This is a genomic window from Pseudoalteromonas sp. TB41, assembly GCF_000497975.1.
GTDB classification, from domain to species: domain Bacteria; phylum Pseudomonadota; class Gammaproteobacteria; order Enterobacterales; family Alteromonadaceae; genus Pseudoalteromonas; species Pseudoalteromonas tetraodonis.
The window spans coordinates 57,620-72,159 of the sequence record NZ_AUTH01000085.1 but is presented as its reverse complement, the minus strand read 5'-3'; the positions used below and the strand labels follow the sequence as shown (position 1 = coordinate 72,159).

The window sequence follows — 14,540 nt, the reverse complement described above, 5'->3', positions numbered from 1 at the left end:
TTGGCTCCGTCAGCTGGGCTTAATTGCCCACTGACACTTTGATAAGCGCGCAGCCCAAACACAGGTAATACGGCCAGTAAATGGTCCATAATTTCAGCTTGTAAGTGCTCGTACGATATCCAACGTTTGTCTTCACTGAAGCAGTAAAACTCAATCGGTAAGCCATGATTAAGCGGTTGTAGTTCACGCACCATAAGTGTGAGCGAGGTATTGATTTTACTGTGTTGTTTTAAGTAACCCTCTGCATAGCGACGAAATAGCCCTAAGTTCGACACCGGATCGGGAAGTGTGCCTAGTCGAATATATTCTTGCAGTGGTATAGCCGCTTCTATTTGCGCTTTAAAATCGTCATCAACTAAAAAGATGCTGTTCATATCAATGTTTAAAGAACGCTTGATGCGTCGCCCACCAGATTCTTGCATACCGCGCCAATTTTTAAATGAACCGGCCACCAGCATATAAGTAGGGATGGTCGTTATGGTGTTATCCCAGTTACGCACTTTTACAGTATTAAGTCCTAAATCAATTACTTCGCCATCGGCGCCGTAGTTATCTACTTGGATCCAATCTCCATAGGTCACCAAACGATTAGCGGCAATTTGAATGCTGGCGACAAAACCTAATATGGTGTCTTTAAATACTAATAAAGTAACAGCGGCAATAGCACCAAAACCAGAGAGAATATAAGTCGGCGATTTTTCAAGCACAATACTAACAATTAATATTGAACACACAATAAAGGTGATCAGCTTAACCACTTGAATTAAGCCTTGAATAGGTACTTCGCGAGCAAAATCTAATTGGTTATAAATAGCGCCAGCAATGCTCACTATGCTGCTAATAATAAAACCTATATAAATAATTAATAATGCTTGGCCAATGGTTTTAAGGATCTCTTGAGCAATTGCATTAACCGGATAAACACTATCAAATGTGGCTAAAAAAAGTACACAACATAACAAGCAAGCAATTCGTTTATTCAGCTTAGTTAACATAGGTGACAATGAACCAATACGCTCAGGAGAGAGTTTAGTCACCACCTTTTGAATACCCGGTAACATCAAGCGACGAGTAAATAAGTAAACAAATAATAATGAAAGAATGCCAATTGATGAGGCGGTGATTGCGCTGAGAAAAAAAGCATCGGGGACTTTTTCAAACCAAGGAGTAATTAGCTCCTGTAGGTGTGTTTTGCTCATGGTATTTCAATTTCCTTACTGGGTGTTAATTCAGTACTAGCTTGCTGAATATGAATAGCGCTTAATTGCTTATCTTTTACTGTCCATAAGTTATTTAAGTATTGCTGAAACTGGGCCCTGAATGCCTTATCGGTTTGGTAACTGCCAATCATCTGCGTATTTATTGGCATAACCTCAATAGTAATATGAATAGACTCCAACTCGCCTTTTAAAATATTACGACACACATGATCTGACTGACCGCTATACACTAAACTGGTGTTAAGCATAGCGTCAAACTGCTCGTTTAAAACCTCTAAGGCAAAAGCAGTTCCACCAGCCTTAGGTTTTAATAAATGCTGAAAAGGACTTTGTTGATGCTGGTGCTTTTGCGCAGTAAAACGCGTACCTTCTACAAAGTTAACTATGGTTGTAGGATGATGACGAAAGTTACGGCAACTGCGCTTAGTACGCTCGACATCTAAGCCTTTTAAATTCGGATTTTTAGCCAATTGCGCTTTGGTCACTCGTTTCATAAAGGGCATACCCATCGCCCACGCACCAGTGCCAATAAATGGCACGTATTTAAGCTCATCTTTTAAAAAAAACTTAGGGGCTGGCAATGCATCCAACGAGCTCAATACCGCAATATCAAGCCAGCTAATATGATTACTGATTAGCAAATACCAACTGTTGGCGTTTACCTCCCCACTAATATTAACTTTAATATTATTACAGCCTAACCACAGCCCTAAGCGGTTACCTTTGCACCACCCTTTATACGCACTGTGTAATAATTTACTCACTACAGGTATGGGCAGCACTAATTTAACTAACCCTAGGGTAAGCACTAATGCGCCAAATATTATTAAATTAGCAAATAAAACACAGCCAACAATTAAGCCATTTAACCAATTAGGTAACCATTTTTTTAGCATAACTGTCAGCTCATTTTGTTATTTTTGTTTGAGATTAACCAACGTCTGGTTTTTTTCTTCCCACACGCGGTTTAATTCACTTTGAAAGCGTACTCTAAAGTCAGGATCATTAGTGTAATCACCAATTAAGTCGTCACTAACGCCTTTTACTTCAACATGTACATCAATGTGTTTTACTTTACCGGCTGCAAAATCCATAAAGGTAGGAATGCCCTCAGGGTAATGAATAGTGACATTTACCACTTTAGAAATTTGCTCACCCATGGCTTGCATTACAAACGCCACACCACCCGCTTTCGGTTTAAGTAAGTGAGGAAACGGGCTATTTTGACGCGCATGCTTTTGCGCTGTAAACCGCGTCCCTTCAACAAAGTTAACCACACTGACTGGCATTTCTTTAAATTTTTCACAGGCTTTACGGGTGGTTTCTAAATCTTTACCACGCAATTTAGGATTCTTTTTTAATTGGCTTTTACTGGTACGGGTCATAAAAGGAAAGTCGAGTGCCCACCAACACAAACCTAAAACAGGTACGTAAATAAGCTCTTTTTTCAAAAAGAAGTTCAAAAAAGGTATTTTTCGGTTAAACACCCGCTGTAACACTAAAATATCCACCCAGCTTTGATGGTTCGCAATAACTAGGTACCAATCTTTTAATTTAAGCTCTTCAAGGCCAATAACATTAAGTTTAGTTGGCGTTAATAACGTTTGATTTAACGTGTTGAAGGTCACCCAAATAGAGGCACATTGCTTGGCCGTCCAGCTCATTAATTTTTGTAGTGGTTTGATTGGGATTAACTTAACGATGCCACAAATAAAAATAGGCACAAACCAAAAAAGAGTGTTTATTGTATAAAAGAAAATACTAAATACACTGCGAATAACTGACATTACTTCTATTCCTTTAAACATCGCGCAGCCACTAAGACCGCGCTTAACTATGCAACTAAATTAATCTTCAAAATAGGTGTAGCCCTCAAGCCCTGCATTGAGCTCGGCTAGGTACCCTTCTTTACAGTGTTCTGATACATCAAGTTTATTAATTTGAGTGGCAAAGTTATCAGCTAATAACTCGCTATCATAATCAACAAATTTTAATACATCCTTAACGCTGTCTCCTTTAATGGCATTGGTTAATACATATCCCTGCTCATTAAGCTCAACATGGACTGAGTCGGTATCACCAAATAGGTTATGTAAGTCACCTAAAATCTCTTGGTATGCCCCCACCATAAACATGGCAATATGATACTGCTGACCTTGTGTATATTCAGGGATAGGTAAACTAGTTTCAATACCTGCACCTTCAACGTACTCACGTATTTGCCCGTCAGAATCACAAGTAATGTCTTGGATAATCGCGCGCTGAGTAAGCGGCTGCGTTAGATTTTCGATGGGCATGACCGGAAATAACTGCTGAATACCCCATACATCAGGTAATGACTGAAACAATGAAAAATTCACAAACAGTTTATCGGCTAGCTTTTCGTTTAAATCATCCAGCACTTCGCGATGAGCGCGTGCGTTAACGCTTAACGATGCACGAACTCGGTGTAAAATCGTAAAGTAAAGCTGCTCTATTTTCGCCCACTCTAGCATGCTCACTAAACCATGCACGTATTGATCGTGTGCTTCGCTAAATAAGTGCATAGCATCATGATATATTTCAAGTGCCATACGTGGGTTCAAACGTTGTAAGCATTGCCACATTTCATCTAGCACTAATGCGCTGTTTTCCAATGGCGGTTCTGGGTTTAAATGATTCGGTGCTTTTTCTACATCAATGACATCGGTGATCAACACTGCATGATGAGCCGTTAATGCACGGCCAGATTCTGTAATAATAGCAGGGTGCGTTAAGTTATGCTGATCGCACACATCGGCAAATGCATTCACTACATTACGCGCGTACTCTTCGACTGTGTAGTTCATTGAGCAGGCACTGCGTGAGCCTGAGCCTTCGTAGTCAACGCCAAGCCCGCCACCCACATCAACCGTATTTAGCGGTACACCGTATTGAGTTAATTCAGCAAAATGGCGAGCACATTCGCGCAAGGCACGATGGATATCACGAATATTGGCGATTTGAGAACCAATATGAAAATGCACCATTTGCATTAAATGCAACTTGCTATGTTGCTTAAGTACTTCCACTGCACTGAGTACTTGTCCTGCGGTTAAACCAAACTTACCTTTTTCACCACCGGTATTTTGCCATTTACCTTTGCCAACCGAATTTAAGCGAATACGAATTCCAATAGCCGGTTCAATGCCTAAATTATCAATTTCTTCAAGCAATGTGGTTAGCTCTGAGAGTTTTTCAACCACAATTTTAACGCTGTGTCCCATTGCTTGACCAATACAGGCTAAACGTAAAAACTCGCTGTCTTTGTAGCCGTTACATACAATAGTAATAGGCTCTTTCGCCACCCCTAAAATGGCCATTAGTTCAGGTTTAGAACCAGCTTCAAGTCCCACTAGGCCACTTGGGTGAGCTAATAACTTACTCACAACAGAGCGCTGTTGGTTTACTTTGATAGGATAAACACAGGTGTATTTGCCGTTATATTCACGGTTAGTGCGCGCTTGAGTAAAGGCATTGGTGAGCGTATCGACACGATTTTTTAAAATATCAGTAAAGCGCACCAGTACGGGCAATGTTAACCCTTGCTGCTTAAATTGCTCAGTAAGCTGACTTAAAGAAATGGCAGGTTTTGTTTGGTCGCCATCAGGATAGGCTATCAACTCACCTTGTGCGTTAATATCAAAATAACCATCGCTCCAATGAGCAACATTGTATGTAGCACGTGCTGTTTCTAAACCCCAAGTCATGGCAACTCTTCTTTATTAAATTAGGTGTAAAGGGGCATTTTAATACGTCACTATCTGCTAAGCTAACAAAAATTGAACTTTCCCCTCTTTATAGCTAACTTTATTCGCTAAAGAGAGTAAAATTTGATTGAGCAATAGGCCAAGCACTGGCAGAATTGCCTCCTTTTTTTCATACTCAACCAAAAGTGTAACAACAACTATGGCAAATTTAGATCAAAGTAAGTGGTTTACTGAAATTAGCGACCGCGATGGCAGCGCATTTTCATTACGTATTAACAAAAAGTTAGATGAAAAACAGTCTCCTTTTCAAAAAGTAGAAATGTTTGAAACCACAGACTTTGGTAATTTAATGATCATTGATGGTTGTACTATGGTAAGTAGCCGTGAAAACTTTTTTTACCACGAAATGATCAGCCACCCAGCATTACTGGCGCATCCAAACCCAAAAAACGTAGTTATTATTGGTGGCGGCGATTGCGGTACGTTACGTGAAGTGCTCAAGCACCCAAGCGTAGAAACTGTAACTCAAATAGATATTGACGAAGTGGTTACCCAAATGTCGTTAAAGTACTTCCCAGAGTTATGTGAATCAAATAATGACCCACGTGCTACTGTGATGTTTGACGATGGCATTAAATACATGCGCGAAGCAGCTGGTGAGTCTATTGATGTAGTGATTGTTGATGGTACTGATCCGGTAGGCCCAGGTGAAGGTTTATTTAACCATGCGTTTTATACTAGCTGTTTAAACGCACTTCGCCCTGGTGGAATACTGGTACAACAAAGTGAATCGCCATTAATGCATATGCCACTGTTGGTTGAAATGCGCGAAGCTATGCTAAGTGTTGGTTTTAACGATTTACAAACACTCCCATTCCCACAACCTATTTACCCAAGTGGGTTATGGTCAGTGACGCTAGCTCGCAAATCTGAGGCATTTAATGGCTTTAGAGAAGACGGCGCAGCAACAATTGCACAGCATAGTGAATACTACAATGGCGGCATTCATCACGGTGCACTCGCAACACCTAATTACATGAAACGCGCTTTTGATAAAAAATAATAAGTTATAAATATAAAACAGGGCTCGCTAGAGCCCTTTTTTATGTGTTTAATTACACTGAATACGTTTGCAGTCATCTCGTAATAACCCCACCTTCACTTTATGCTCATAGTCTACAATTTGACATAAAGGACACACAATGAGATTACCTTTACTGCTAGTTGCTTTACTTTCAAGCAGCGCTTTTGCAAAAGAAGCCATGCTGGAATCGCCTGATCAAAAAATTAAAATCACCATATCTGATCAATCTTCATCTCCTTACTATTCTATTAGCTTTAACGGTAAACCTGTTATTACGCAGTCACATTTAGGTTTTAGATTTAAAAGCCAAGCGCCATTTGATGAAGGTTTTGTTATTAGTGAAGTAACTCGCTCACAAACAGATAGTCAATGGCAGCAACCTTGGGGAGAGCGTCAAACCGTTGTCGACAAGCACAATGAAATTGCCGTTACCTTTAATAAACCCGCACCCCACGGTGGCACATACACAGTGCGATTTAAAGCCTTTGATAGCGGTGTGGGATTTCGCTATGAAGTCCCTAAACAAGCCGGTTTTGAAAAAACAGAAATTACTAAAGAGCTGACCGAGTTTGCCATCGCCGGTGCCGATAAAGCCACTGCATGGTGGATACCTGCTCGCGGTTGGAATCGTTACGAATATGTCTACAACACCACAGCCTTACAAGATGCTGCACTCGCTCACACCCCTTTTACTTTTAAAAATGGCAACGGCGTGCATGTCAGTATTCATGAAGCAGCCCTAGTCGATTATGCGGGCATGGTGCTTAACCAACGTCGCCCAGGCACTTTTAGCGCCGATTTAACGCCATGGTCAGATGGTATAGCAGTCAAAAAGCACGGTGCATTTAATACGCCTTGGCGCACCATTCAAATTGGCGAACATGCGGTAGACTTAGTTAATTCAGATATTATTTTAAATCTAAATGAGCCAAATAAGCTCGGTGATGTGTCCTGGGTTAAACCAGGCAAATACGTAGGTATTTGGTGGGGCATGCACATCAATGAGAATACTTGGGGTAGTGGCGAAAAACACGGTGCTACCACAAAAAATACTAAATACTACATGGACTTTGCCGCAAAATACGGCTTTGATGGTGTATTAGTTGAAGGTTGGAACACTGGTTGGGATGGCGACTGGTTTTTTAATGGCGATGTATTTAGCTTTACCCAAGCATATGATGACTTTGATATTGAGGAGCTTACCCGCTACGGTAAGCAAAAAGGGGTGCAGTTAATTGGCCACCATGAAACTTCAGGTAACGTAACAAATTATCGTAATCAAATGGAAGACGCTTTTGCGCTTTACGAGCAATCAAATGTAAGCCAAATTAAAACCGGTTATGTGGCCGATGGTGGCAATATTAAACGCATTGATGAAAACGGCATTGCCCGTTTTGAGTGGCATGACGGCCAATTTATGGTTAATGAGTACTTATACAACGTTAAGCTAGCTGCAAAACATAAAATAAGTATTAATACTCATGAGCCAATAAAAGACACCGGCCTTCGCCGTACTTACCCTAATTGGATTGCTCGTGAAGGCGCTCGCGGCCAAGAATTTAACGCATGGGGCACGCCACCCAATCCACCAGAGCACATTCCAATGCTTGCTTTTACGCGTATGCTGGCAGGCCCAATGGACTTTACGCCAGGTATTTTTGATATGAGCTTTAATGGCTTAGGTGGCGATACAAATCGCCCGCAAACAACACTTGCAAAGCAATTAGCACTTTATGTTGTAATGTACAGCCCAATTCAAATGGCGGCTGATTTACCTAAAAATTATTTAGCTAAGCCCGATGCTTTTCAATTTATTCAAGACGTACCGACCGATTGGCAACAAAGTATTGCGCTTGATGGAGAAGTAGGCGACTTTATTGTATTTGCACGAAAAGAACGTAAACGCGATCATTACACTGGTAATGACTGGTACTTAGGCGCTGTAACTGATGAAAACGCCCGCACCATTGAGGTTAAACTCGACTTCTTAGATAAAGATAAACAGTTTGAAGCGCAAATCTACAAAGATGGTGATAAGGCAGAGTGGAAGAACAACCCTTACGATTTAAAAATCGAAAAACGCACTGTTACCGCAAATGATAAACTCACACTAAAATTGGCCACCAGTGGTGGTACAGCCATTCGTTTTAAAGCACTATAAAATGGTTAAAGCTATCCGCATATAACGGCGGATAGCTTTATTTAGTTTTGATTAACCACTTTAACCGGTAAATATATTTGCGCACTTAAACCACCTTCAGGGCGATTAGAGAGCACAACCTTGCCATTATGCATGTCTATAATGCGTTTAATAATAGCTAAGCCTAAACCACTGCCTTCACTGCCTCGTGCAGCGTCACCTTGCTTAAATGGTTCGAACACTGATTCTAATTCACTCTCAGGAATACCTGGGCCATTATCGTTAACCGCAATAATGACGTACTTTTTATTGCTATTAAAATAACTTTGCACCTCAATATCCCCTTGCGAGTAACGCAGTGCATTTTCAATCATATTCGTCACTACTCGCTTAATAGCCACTGAGCTTATGGGAATATTACCTAGGTTAGGATTGCTTTCAAACGTAATAACACGTTGATGCTTTAATTCACTTTGTACGACTTCGGCTACTAACGCATTGATATCTTCATAGCTTTGTTCTTCACGTTTATGATGGCGTAAATATTCAATAAACTGATCAATAATGCCATTCATATCTTCAATATCGTAAATAATACCTTCGCGTAAATAATCATCTTCATCAACCATCATTTCTGTGGCTAACCGAATACGGGTAAGCGGTGTGCGTAAGTCGTGAGAGACACCGGCCATGAGTAATCGACGATCATTTTCAAGGGCTGCTATACCTCGCGACATTTGGTTAAAAGCGCGCGTTACCTCAATAACTTCGCTTGAGCCTTGTTCTTGTAACTTAGTACTAAAATCACCAACGCCTACTTTTATTGCCGCTTGTTGCAGTGCTTTTAATGGTCGGTTCAAATGCCTTGCAAATAACCACCCGCCTAATACACTTAAAAAGCCTATACTGGATAAGTAAAAAGTTAAAAATTCAAGATTACTTTCTTTAAATCCGGTTAAGGGGACTTTAACCCAATAGCCCGGTGCTTGCGGGGCTTCCACCCAATAAATAAGTGGATCGGTTTGACTAATGCGTACCCGAGAAAACCCATTCAACTGCTCTGACATACTTCGCGATAGCCCTGAATACTCACGACTTTGCCCTAAGCCATTGCGCATCGCTTCACGCTGAGTCATCACCTCAATACCGGTTATTGCAAAAAACTTTTCTGAAACTTCATCGGTTACTTCAACACCATCTTCCCAGTCAATAAATACAGTTTTAATTTGCTTAGCAAGCATCAAATTAACTTGCTCAATGGTGGGTTTAACAACATATAAACTTACTGTGACGTAGGATACAATTTGGTTAATCAGCAACAAAGCTGCTACTAAAAAAACAGTTTGCCCAAACGCACTACGTGGAAACATCCCCATAATTATTACTTTTCACCATCAGGAACAAACACATAACCTAATCCCCATACAGTTTGAATATAACGCGGGTTAGCCGCATCCACTTCAATCATACGGCGAAGGCGTGACACTTGCACATCAATACTACGCTCTAGCGCACTGTAATCACGACCTCTTGCCAAGTTCATTAATTTATCACGACTTAACGGCTCTCGAGGGTGAGATACCAACGCTTTTAATACGGCAAATTCACCACTTGTGAGCGATACGGTATTATCCCCCTCGCTCATTTCTCGTGTGGCTAAATTTAAAGTAAATTTACCAAACTCAATTAAATTCTCTTCTGCTGAAGGTGCCCCTGGCACTTCTTTTGATTGGCGGCGTAATATTGCTTTTATGCGGGCAAGTAACTCACGTGGATTAAACGGTTTAGGAATATAATCGTCAGCACCGAGCTCCAAACCAATAATGCGGTCTACTTCATCACCTTTAGCGGTCAACATCACAATTGGGATTTGGTTTTCTTTTTGACGTAACCGTCTGCAAATAGAGAGCCCGTCTTCTCCAGGCAGCATTAAATCAAGCACCATTAAGTGAAAGTTTTCACGCTCAATAAGCCTATCCATTTGCTGTGAATCGGCGGCTGTTCTAACAATAAATCCTTGCTCTACTAAATAGCGCTCAAGCAAACTGCGCAAACGTTTATCGTCATCAACCACTAATACTTTTACTGTCTCTTGTCCCATAATCTGTTGCTTATTTTTATAATTTATTAATAGTTAATATAAATGAAAAACTTAATAATAAAAAACTAATTAAGTGCTTAGATTGTTACTGAACATTTCAAACCCATTGGTGGCTATTTTATCTCGACAAGCTGCCTTTATTTTAATACCGTGCCACACATGAAAATTAAACAAGAACACGGCGTGAAAACAAACTTAATTACTCGCGAAGGTTATTTACAACTTCAGCAAGAACATGACCATCTTTGGAATGTAAAACGCCCAGAAGTCACTAAAATTGTGAGTTGGGCTGCAAGCCTTGGTGATCGCTCTGAAAATGCAGACTATCAGTATAACAAGCGTCTATTACGCCAAATAGACCGCCGAGTGCGCTATCTACGTAAGCGCATCCCCGATTTAAAAATTGTTGATTACTCACCCGTACAAGACGGCAAAGTTTTTTTTGGTGCTTGGGTTGAAATAGAAAACGAGGCTGGGGAGTGTAAAAAGTTTAGAATTGTCGGTCCCGATGAAATTTATGATCGTAACGATTACATTTCTATTGACTCACCGATGGCGCGAGCACTATTAAAAAAACAAGTAGACGATGATTTTGAGGTCATGACCCCTCAAGGTGCTAAGCAATGGTATGTAAATAATATTTCCTACCAAAAATAAAACGGCTTAGTTTTGATTCAGATCATATTAACTTTTTATTGTTTATATTATCTGAGTAAGCTATAACTAAAGTAACTCAAGTTATGATGTATTAATTTGAGAGTAGTTAATTAAGGTCGTCACTATGTCAAACATTACAGCGCGCATATTACAAAATGCCCTATTGTTTACACTCTTTATGAGTGTAAGTTTGACATTGCATGCAACACCCAAAAATACGCAAATTGATGCTGGTTTTACACCTGCAGAATTTATTGTTTGCGACTCTCCTGACCAAGCAAACCTCGACACCGATATAGATTCTCATGTCGGTGTTATTGCGCTTAGAGAAATTCAACCACTTCCTTTAGCGTTTTACTTTCATTATGAAAGCAGCCTTTTAGTCACACCTTACAGCCATGCACACCCGCGAGCGCCACCCGTTATTTAGTTTAATAACTTGCTTTTAAACATTATTAAATTTTATAACTAATTAGGTGGATATTATGTCTAACTTTAAAGAACTCCGTACCCAAGATATTTCGCATGGCACTATTGCGAATACATTTACTAATGAAGCTGTCATTGATTTAACTTCACCTGCTACACAAGTGGTGACTAGTTTTACTGATACAAGCCCGATGCGTGCATCGTTTGATACAACAATTGAACAAGCGTCAAAACAGTTAACGACTCAACGCTCTGATTTTATTTTGGTAACTGATGAGCAGCAAAAGCTAGTAGGTATAGTGGCGAGTGCTGATTTACAAAGCTCAAAAATCATGATTTTAGCACAGCGTTTAGGCTTGCCTCGTAGTGAAATTAGCTTGCGCTATTTAATGACACCGCTAAGTAATTTAATGGGTGTAAGTATGAAAAGCTTAAGCTACTCATGCATTGGTGATGCACTGCAAACTATGGAACATCATGGCGCTATGTTTTTATTAGTCACTGCGGCTAATAATGAAATAAGTGGTTTAATTTCAGCACGCGATATAGCACGTAAGCTGCAAATTCCTGTTCATATTAGTCCAATAGCGCACACATTTAGTGAAGTACTCGAAAGTATAGAGCACCCTCACTAAATCAGCTTTTTATTAGTATAGTTCCAACCCCAGTAATGGCATCTTAAAGCAAGTAAAATAGCTTGCTTTAAGAGCTTTTTATTACCTTCCCCTGTGATATTATTCAAGACATTGACGCATCAGTTAACTTCTTAGCTGGTCTTATTTTTTGTATTAAAAGGTTTTTGCATGAGCGATATCTCTGCACGTTTAGCAACTGAGCTAAATGCACAGCAGCAACAAGTGGTTGCAGCAACAAAGTTACTTGATGAAGGCGCAACCGTCCCCTTTATTGCCCGTTACAGAAAAGAAGTGACCGGTGGATTAGATGACACCCAACTACGCCTTCTAGAACAACGTTTATCTTATTTACGTGAACTTGAAGAGCGTCGTGGCTTTATTCTATCGACGATAGAATCTCAAAATAAGCTTACCGGGGAATTAGCAGCTGATATAAAAGCAGCGCAAAGTAAAACCGAGCTTGAAGATTTATACTTGCCTTATAAGGCAAAGCGTCGCACTAAAGGTCAAATCGCTATTGAGGCCGGTTTAGAACCTCTTGCTAATGCGTTATTTAACGACCCAATGCTCGACCCAGAAGCTGAAGCTGCTCACTATATTAATGCCGATAAAGCCATTATTGATACAAAATCAGCCCTTGATGGTGCCAAATTTATTCTAATGGAGCGTTTTGCTGAAGACGCTAAATTACTCGCTAAGTTTAGAAGCCATATTAGTCAAAATGGGGCGATTGAGAGTAAGTTAATTGACGGGCAAGAACAAGCAGGTGCTAAATACAGAGACTACTTTGAACATCAAGAGCCGTTAAAAAAAGTGCCCTCGCACCGTGCATTAGCCATGCTAAGAGCACGTAATGAAGGCATTTTACAGTTAACGATTAACCCTGAGCCAAGTGCTGAAAATCCAGCCCAGTTATGTGCCCAAATGATCAGTGATCATTACCGCCTAGATATTAAAAACAAACCTGCTAGTGCATGGTTATTAACTGTGGTGCAGTGGGCATGGAAAATTAAGCTTGGGCTACACTTAGAAAACGAGTTTTTAGCCGCAATGCGTGAAAAAGCCGAAACCGGTGCCATTGACGTATTTGCTAAAAATTTAAAAGATTTATTAATGGCAGCGCCTGCAGGCCCTCGCACGACACTTGGTTTAGATCCTGGCTTGCGTACTGGTTGTAAAATTGCGGTAGTCGATAGCACAGGAAAACTGCTCGCTACACAAACAATCTTCCCACATGCACCGCAAAATCATTGGGATAAATCACTGCGTACGCTCGAGCAATTATGTCGCCAACATAAAGTTGAGCTTATTGCGATTGGTAACGGCACTGCTTCTCGCGAATCAGATAAACTGGTTGGCGAACTTATCAAAGCCAACGCCGAGCTTAAACTGAATAAAATTATGGTCAGTGAAGCCGGCGCTTCGGTGTATTCTGCGTCTGAATTTGCCGCTAATGAGTTCCCAGATTTAGATGTATCTTTACGCGGTGCAGTATCTATTGCACGTCGCCTACAAGATCCATTAGCTGAACTAGTTAAAATAGAGCCTAAGTCTATCGGTGTAGGCCAATATCAACACGATGTATCACAAAGCCAACTTGGGCAAAGCCTAATTTCTGTAGTAGAAGACTGTGTAAACAGTGTGGGGGTTGATTTAAATATGGCCTCAGTGCCTTTGCTTGCACGTGTTTCTGGCTTAAACAAAACGTTGGCTCAAAACATTGTAAACTACCGTGACACGAATGGGTCATTTACAAAACGTAGTCAGTTGAAAAAAGTAGAACGCTTAGGGCCAAAAGCATTCGAACAAGCGGCCGGGTTTTTACGCATTAATAATGGCAGCGATCCGCTAGATAACTCATCAGTTCACCCTGAAGCATACCCAATCGTTAAGCGTATTTGTGAACATAATCAGGTAGACGTAAATAACTTAATTGGTAACAGTGAATTTTTAAGTAAACTCGCTGCAAACGACTATATTGACGATAAATTTGGCTTACCAACCGTGACTGACATTATTAGCGAGCTTGATAAACCAGGTCGCGATCCACGTCCTGAATTCAAAACCGCGGAGTTTAAAGCCGGTGTTGAAAAAATTAGTGACCTTAAGCCTGGTATGATTTTAGAAGGTGTGGTTTCTAACGTTGCTAATTTTGGTGCATTTGTTGATGTGGGTGTTCATCAAGATGGACTCGTGCATATTTCAGCTATTACTAACAAGTTTATTTCAGACCCACGCGAAGTGGTTAAAGCAGGTGACATTGTTAAAGTAAAAGTGGTTGAAGTCGATGCTGCCCGTAAACGCATTAGTTTTACTATGCGCCTAGATGACGACATAGACACCAGCAATAAAGCAGCAGCTGCAGCACCGCAAAAGCCTCGCAGCAATAATACAAACCAAGCACGAGCGCCTAAGCCTAAACGCGATACAGGCAATGCGATGATGGGGAATGCCTTTGCTGACGCCTTTGCTAACGCAAAAGTGAAAAAGTAATTTAAACGATATATTTAAAAATAAAAAAACCGCCTAGGCGGTTTTTTTTATTT

12 protein-coding genes (1 of these 12 cut by a window edge) are annotated in these 14,540 nt (G+C 40.5%); 6 read left to right on the top strand and 6 right to left on the bottom strand.

Annotated elements, in window-relative coordinates; translation table 11 throughout:
• The 4 genes in view from L641_RS0113795 to speA are tightly spaced (at most 60 nt apart) and all read right to left on the bottom strand, a layout consistent with a single transcriptional unit that may run on beyond the window.
• Positions 1-1,199: the 5' portion of a mechanosensitive ion channel family protein gene (locus L641_RS0113795; RefSeq protein ID WP_024602197.1), read on the bottom strand. It extends 67 nt beyond the left edge of the window; the window shows 1,199 of its 1,266 coding nt (coding positions 1-1,199); the start codon lies at positions 1,197-1,199; the stop codon falls past the left edge of the window.
• Positions 1,196-2,116 carry an acetyltransferase gene (locus L641_RS0113790; protein ID WP_013466094.1) on the bottom strand — a complete coding sequence of 307 codons (921 nt, stop codon included), beginning with the start codon at positions 2,114-2,116 and terminating at the stop codon, positions 1,196-1,198. Before L641_RS0113790 ends, L641_RS0113795 begins: the two co-directional genes overlap by 4 nt.
• A gap of 18 nt (positions 2,117-2,134) precedes the next feature.
• On the bottom strand, positions 2,135-3,007 hold the full coding sequence (locus L641_RS0113785; RefSeq protein WP_008109502.1) for an acyltransferase: 873 nt from the start codon (positions 3,005-3,007) through the stop codon (positions 2,135-2,137).
• A gap of 60 nt (positions 3,008-3,067) precedes the next feature.
• On the bottom strand, positions 3,068-4,948 hold the full coding sequence (gene speA, locus L641_RS0113780) for a biosynthetic arginine decarboxylase (protein ID WP_013466095.1): 1,881 nt from the start codon (positions 4,946-4,948) through the stop codon (positions 3,068-3,070).
• A gap of 199 nt (positions 4,949-5,147) precedes the next feature.
• Between speA and speE the strand changes: the two genes are divergently transcribed.
• Both speE and L641_RS0113770 read left to right on the top strand, forming a co-directional pair.
• A complete protein-coding gene (gene speE / locus L641_RS0113775; RefSeq protein ID WP_013466096.1) occupies positions 5,148-6,011 on the top strand; it encodes a polyamine aminopropyltransferase in 864 nt (287 codons plus the stop codon).
• Positions 6,012-6,150: 139 nt separating this feature from the next.
• Entirely contained in the window at positions 6,151-8,193 is a 2,043-nt protein-coding gene (locus L641_RS0113770) for a glycoside hydrolase family 97 protein (RefSeq protein ID WP_016899330.1), read from the top strand.
• Positions 8,194-8,234: 41 nt separating this feature from the next.
• Here the strand turns inward: L641_RS0113770 and envZ are convergent, their stop codons facing one another.
• Positions 8,235-9,548: a two-component system sensor histidine kinase EnvZ gene (envZ, locus tag L641_RS0113765; protein ID WP_016899331.1), complete on the bottom strand. Its 1,314-nt coding sequence runs from the start codon at positions 9,546-9,548 to the stop codon at positions 8,235-8,237.
• A gap of 5 nt (positions 9,549-9,553) precedes the next feature.
• Complete coding sequence (gene ompR, locus L641_RS0113760; RefSeq protein WP_016899332.1) at positions 9,554-10,273, bottom strand: two-component system response regulator OmpR; 720 nt, start codon at positions 10,271-10,273, stop codon at positions 9,554-9,556.
• Between the two features lie 183 nt (positions 10,274-10,456).
• Between ompR and greB the strand changes: the two genes are divergently transcribed.
• From greB to L641_RS0113740, 4 genes are all read left to right on the top strand, one after another.
• Positions 10,457-10,930 carry a transcription elongation factor GreB gene (greB, locus tag L641_RS0113755; RefSeq protein ID WP_024602196.1) on the top strand — a complete coding sequence of 158 codons (474 nt, stop codon included), beginning with the start codon at positions 10,457-10,459 and terminating at the stop codon, positions 10,928-10,930.
• Positions 10,931-11,054: 124 nt separating this feature from the next.
• On the top strand, positions 11,055-11,360 hold the full coding sequence (locus tag L641_RS0113750) for a hypothetical protein (RefSeq protein ID WP_024602195.1): 306 nt from the start codon (positions 11,055-11,057) through the stop codon (positions 11,358-11,360).
• 55 nt (positions 11,361-11,415) lie between these two features.
• The gene (locus L641_RS0113745) at positions 11,416-11,994 is read left to right on the top strand and encodes a CBS domain-containing protein (protein WP_013466114.1); all 579 of its coding nucleotides are present in this window, start codon (positions 11,416-11,418) and stop codon (positions 11,992-11,994) included.
• Between the two features lie 168 nt (positions 11,995-12,162).
• On the top strand, positions 12,163-14,487 hold the full coding sequence (locus L641_RS0113740) for a Tex family protein (protein WP_024602194.1): 2,325 nt from the start codon (positions 12,163-12,165) through the stop codon (positions 14,485-14,487).
• The last annotated feature ends 53 nt before the right edge of the window (positions 14,488-14,540 follow it).

Coding starts and splice junctions, on each gene's coding strand:
- L641_RS0113790 (WP_013466094.1), bottom strand. CDS start 2,116: ATGCTAAAAAAATGGTTACCTAATTGGTTAAATGGCTTAATTGTTGGC.
- L641_RS0113785 (WP_008109502.1), bottom strand. CDS start 3,007: ATGTCAGTTATTCGCAGTGTATTTAGTATTTTCTTTTATACAATAAAC.
- speA (WP_013466095.1), bottom strand. CDS start 4,948: ATGACTTGGGGTTTAGAAACAGCACGTGCTACATACAATGTTGCTCAT.
- speE (WP_013466096.1), top strand. CDS start 5,148: ATGGCAAATTTAGATCAAAGTAAGTGGTTTACTGAAATTAGCGACCGC.
- L641_RS0113770 (WP_016899330.1), top strand. CDS start 6,151: ATGAGATTACCTTTACTGCTAGTTGCTTTACTTTCAAGCAGCGCTTTT.
- envZ (WP_016899331.1), bottom strand. CDS start 9,548: ATGGGGATGTTTCCACGTAGTGCGTTTGGGCAAACTGTTTTTTTAGTA.
- ompR (WP_016899332.1), bottom strand. CDS start 10,273: ATGGGACAAGAGACAGTAAAAGTATTAGTGGTTGATGACGATAAACGT.
- L641_RS0113750 (WP_024602195.1), top strand. CDS start 11,055: ATGTCAAACATTACAGCGCGCATATTACAAAATGCCCTATTGTTTACA.
- L641_RS0113745 (WP_013466114.1), top strand. CDS start 11,416: ATGTCTAACTTTAAAGAACTCCGTACCCAAGATATTTCGCATGGCACT.
- L641_RS0113740 (WP_024602194.1), top strand. CDS start 12,163: ATGAGCGATATCTCTGCACGTTTAGCAACTGAGCTAAATGCACAGCAG.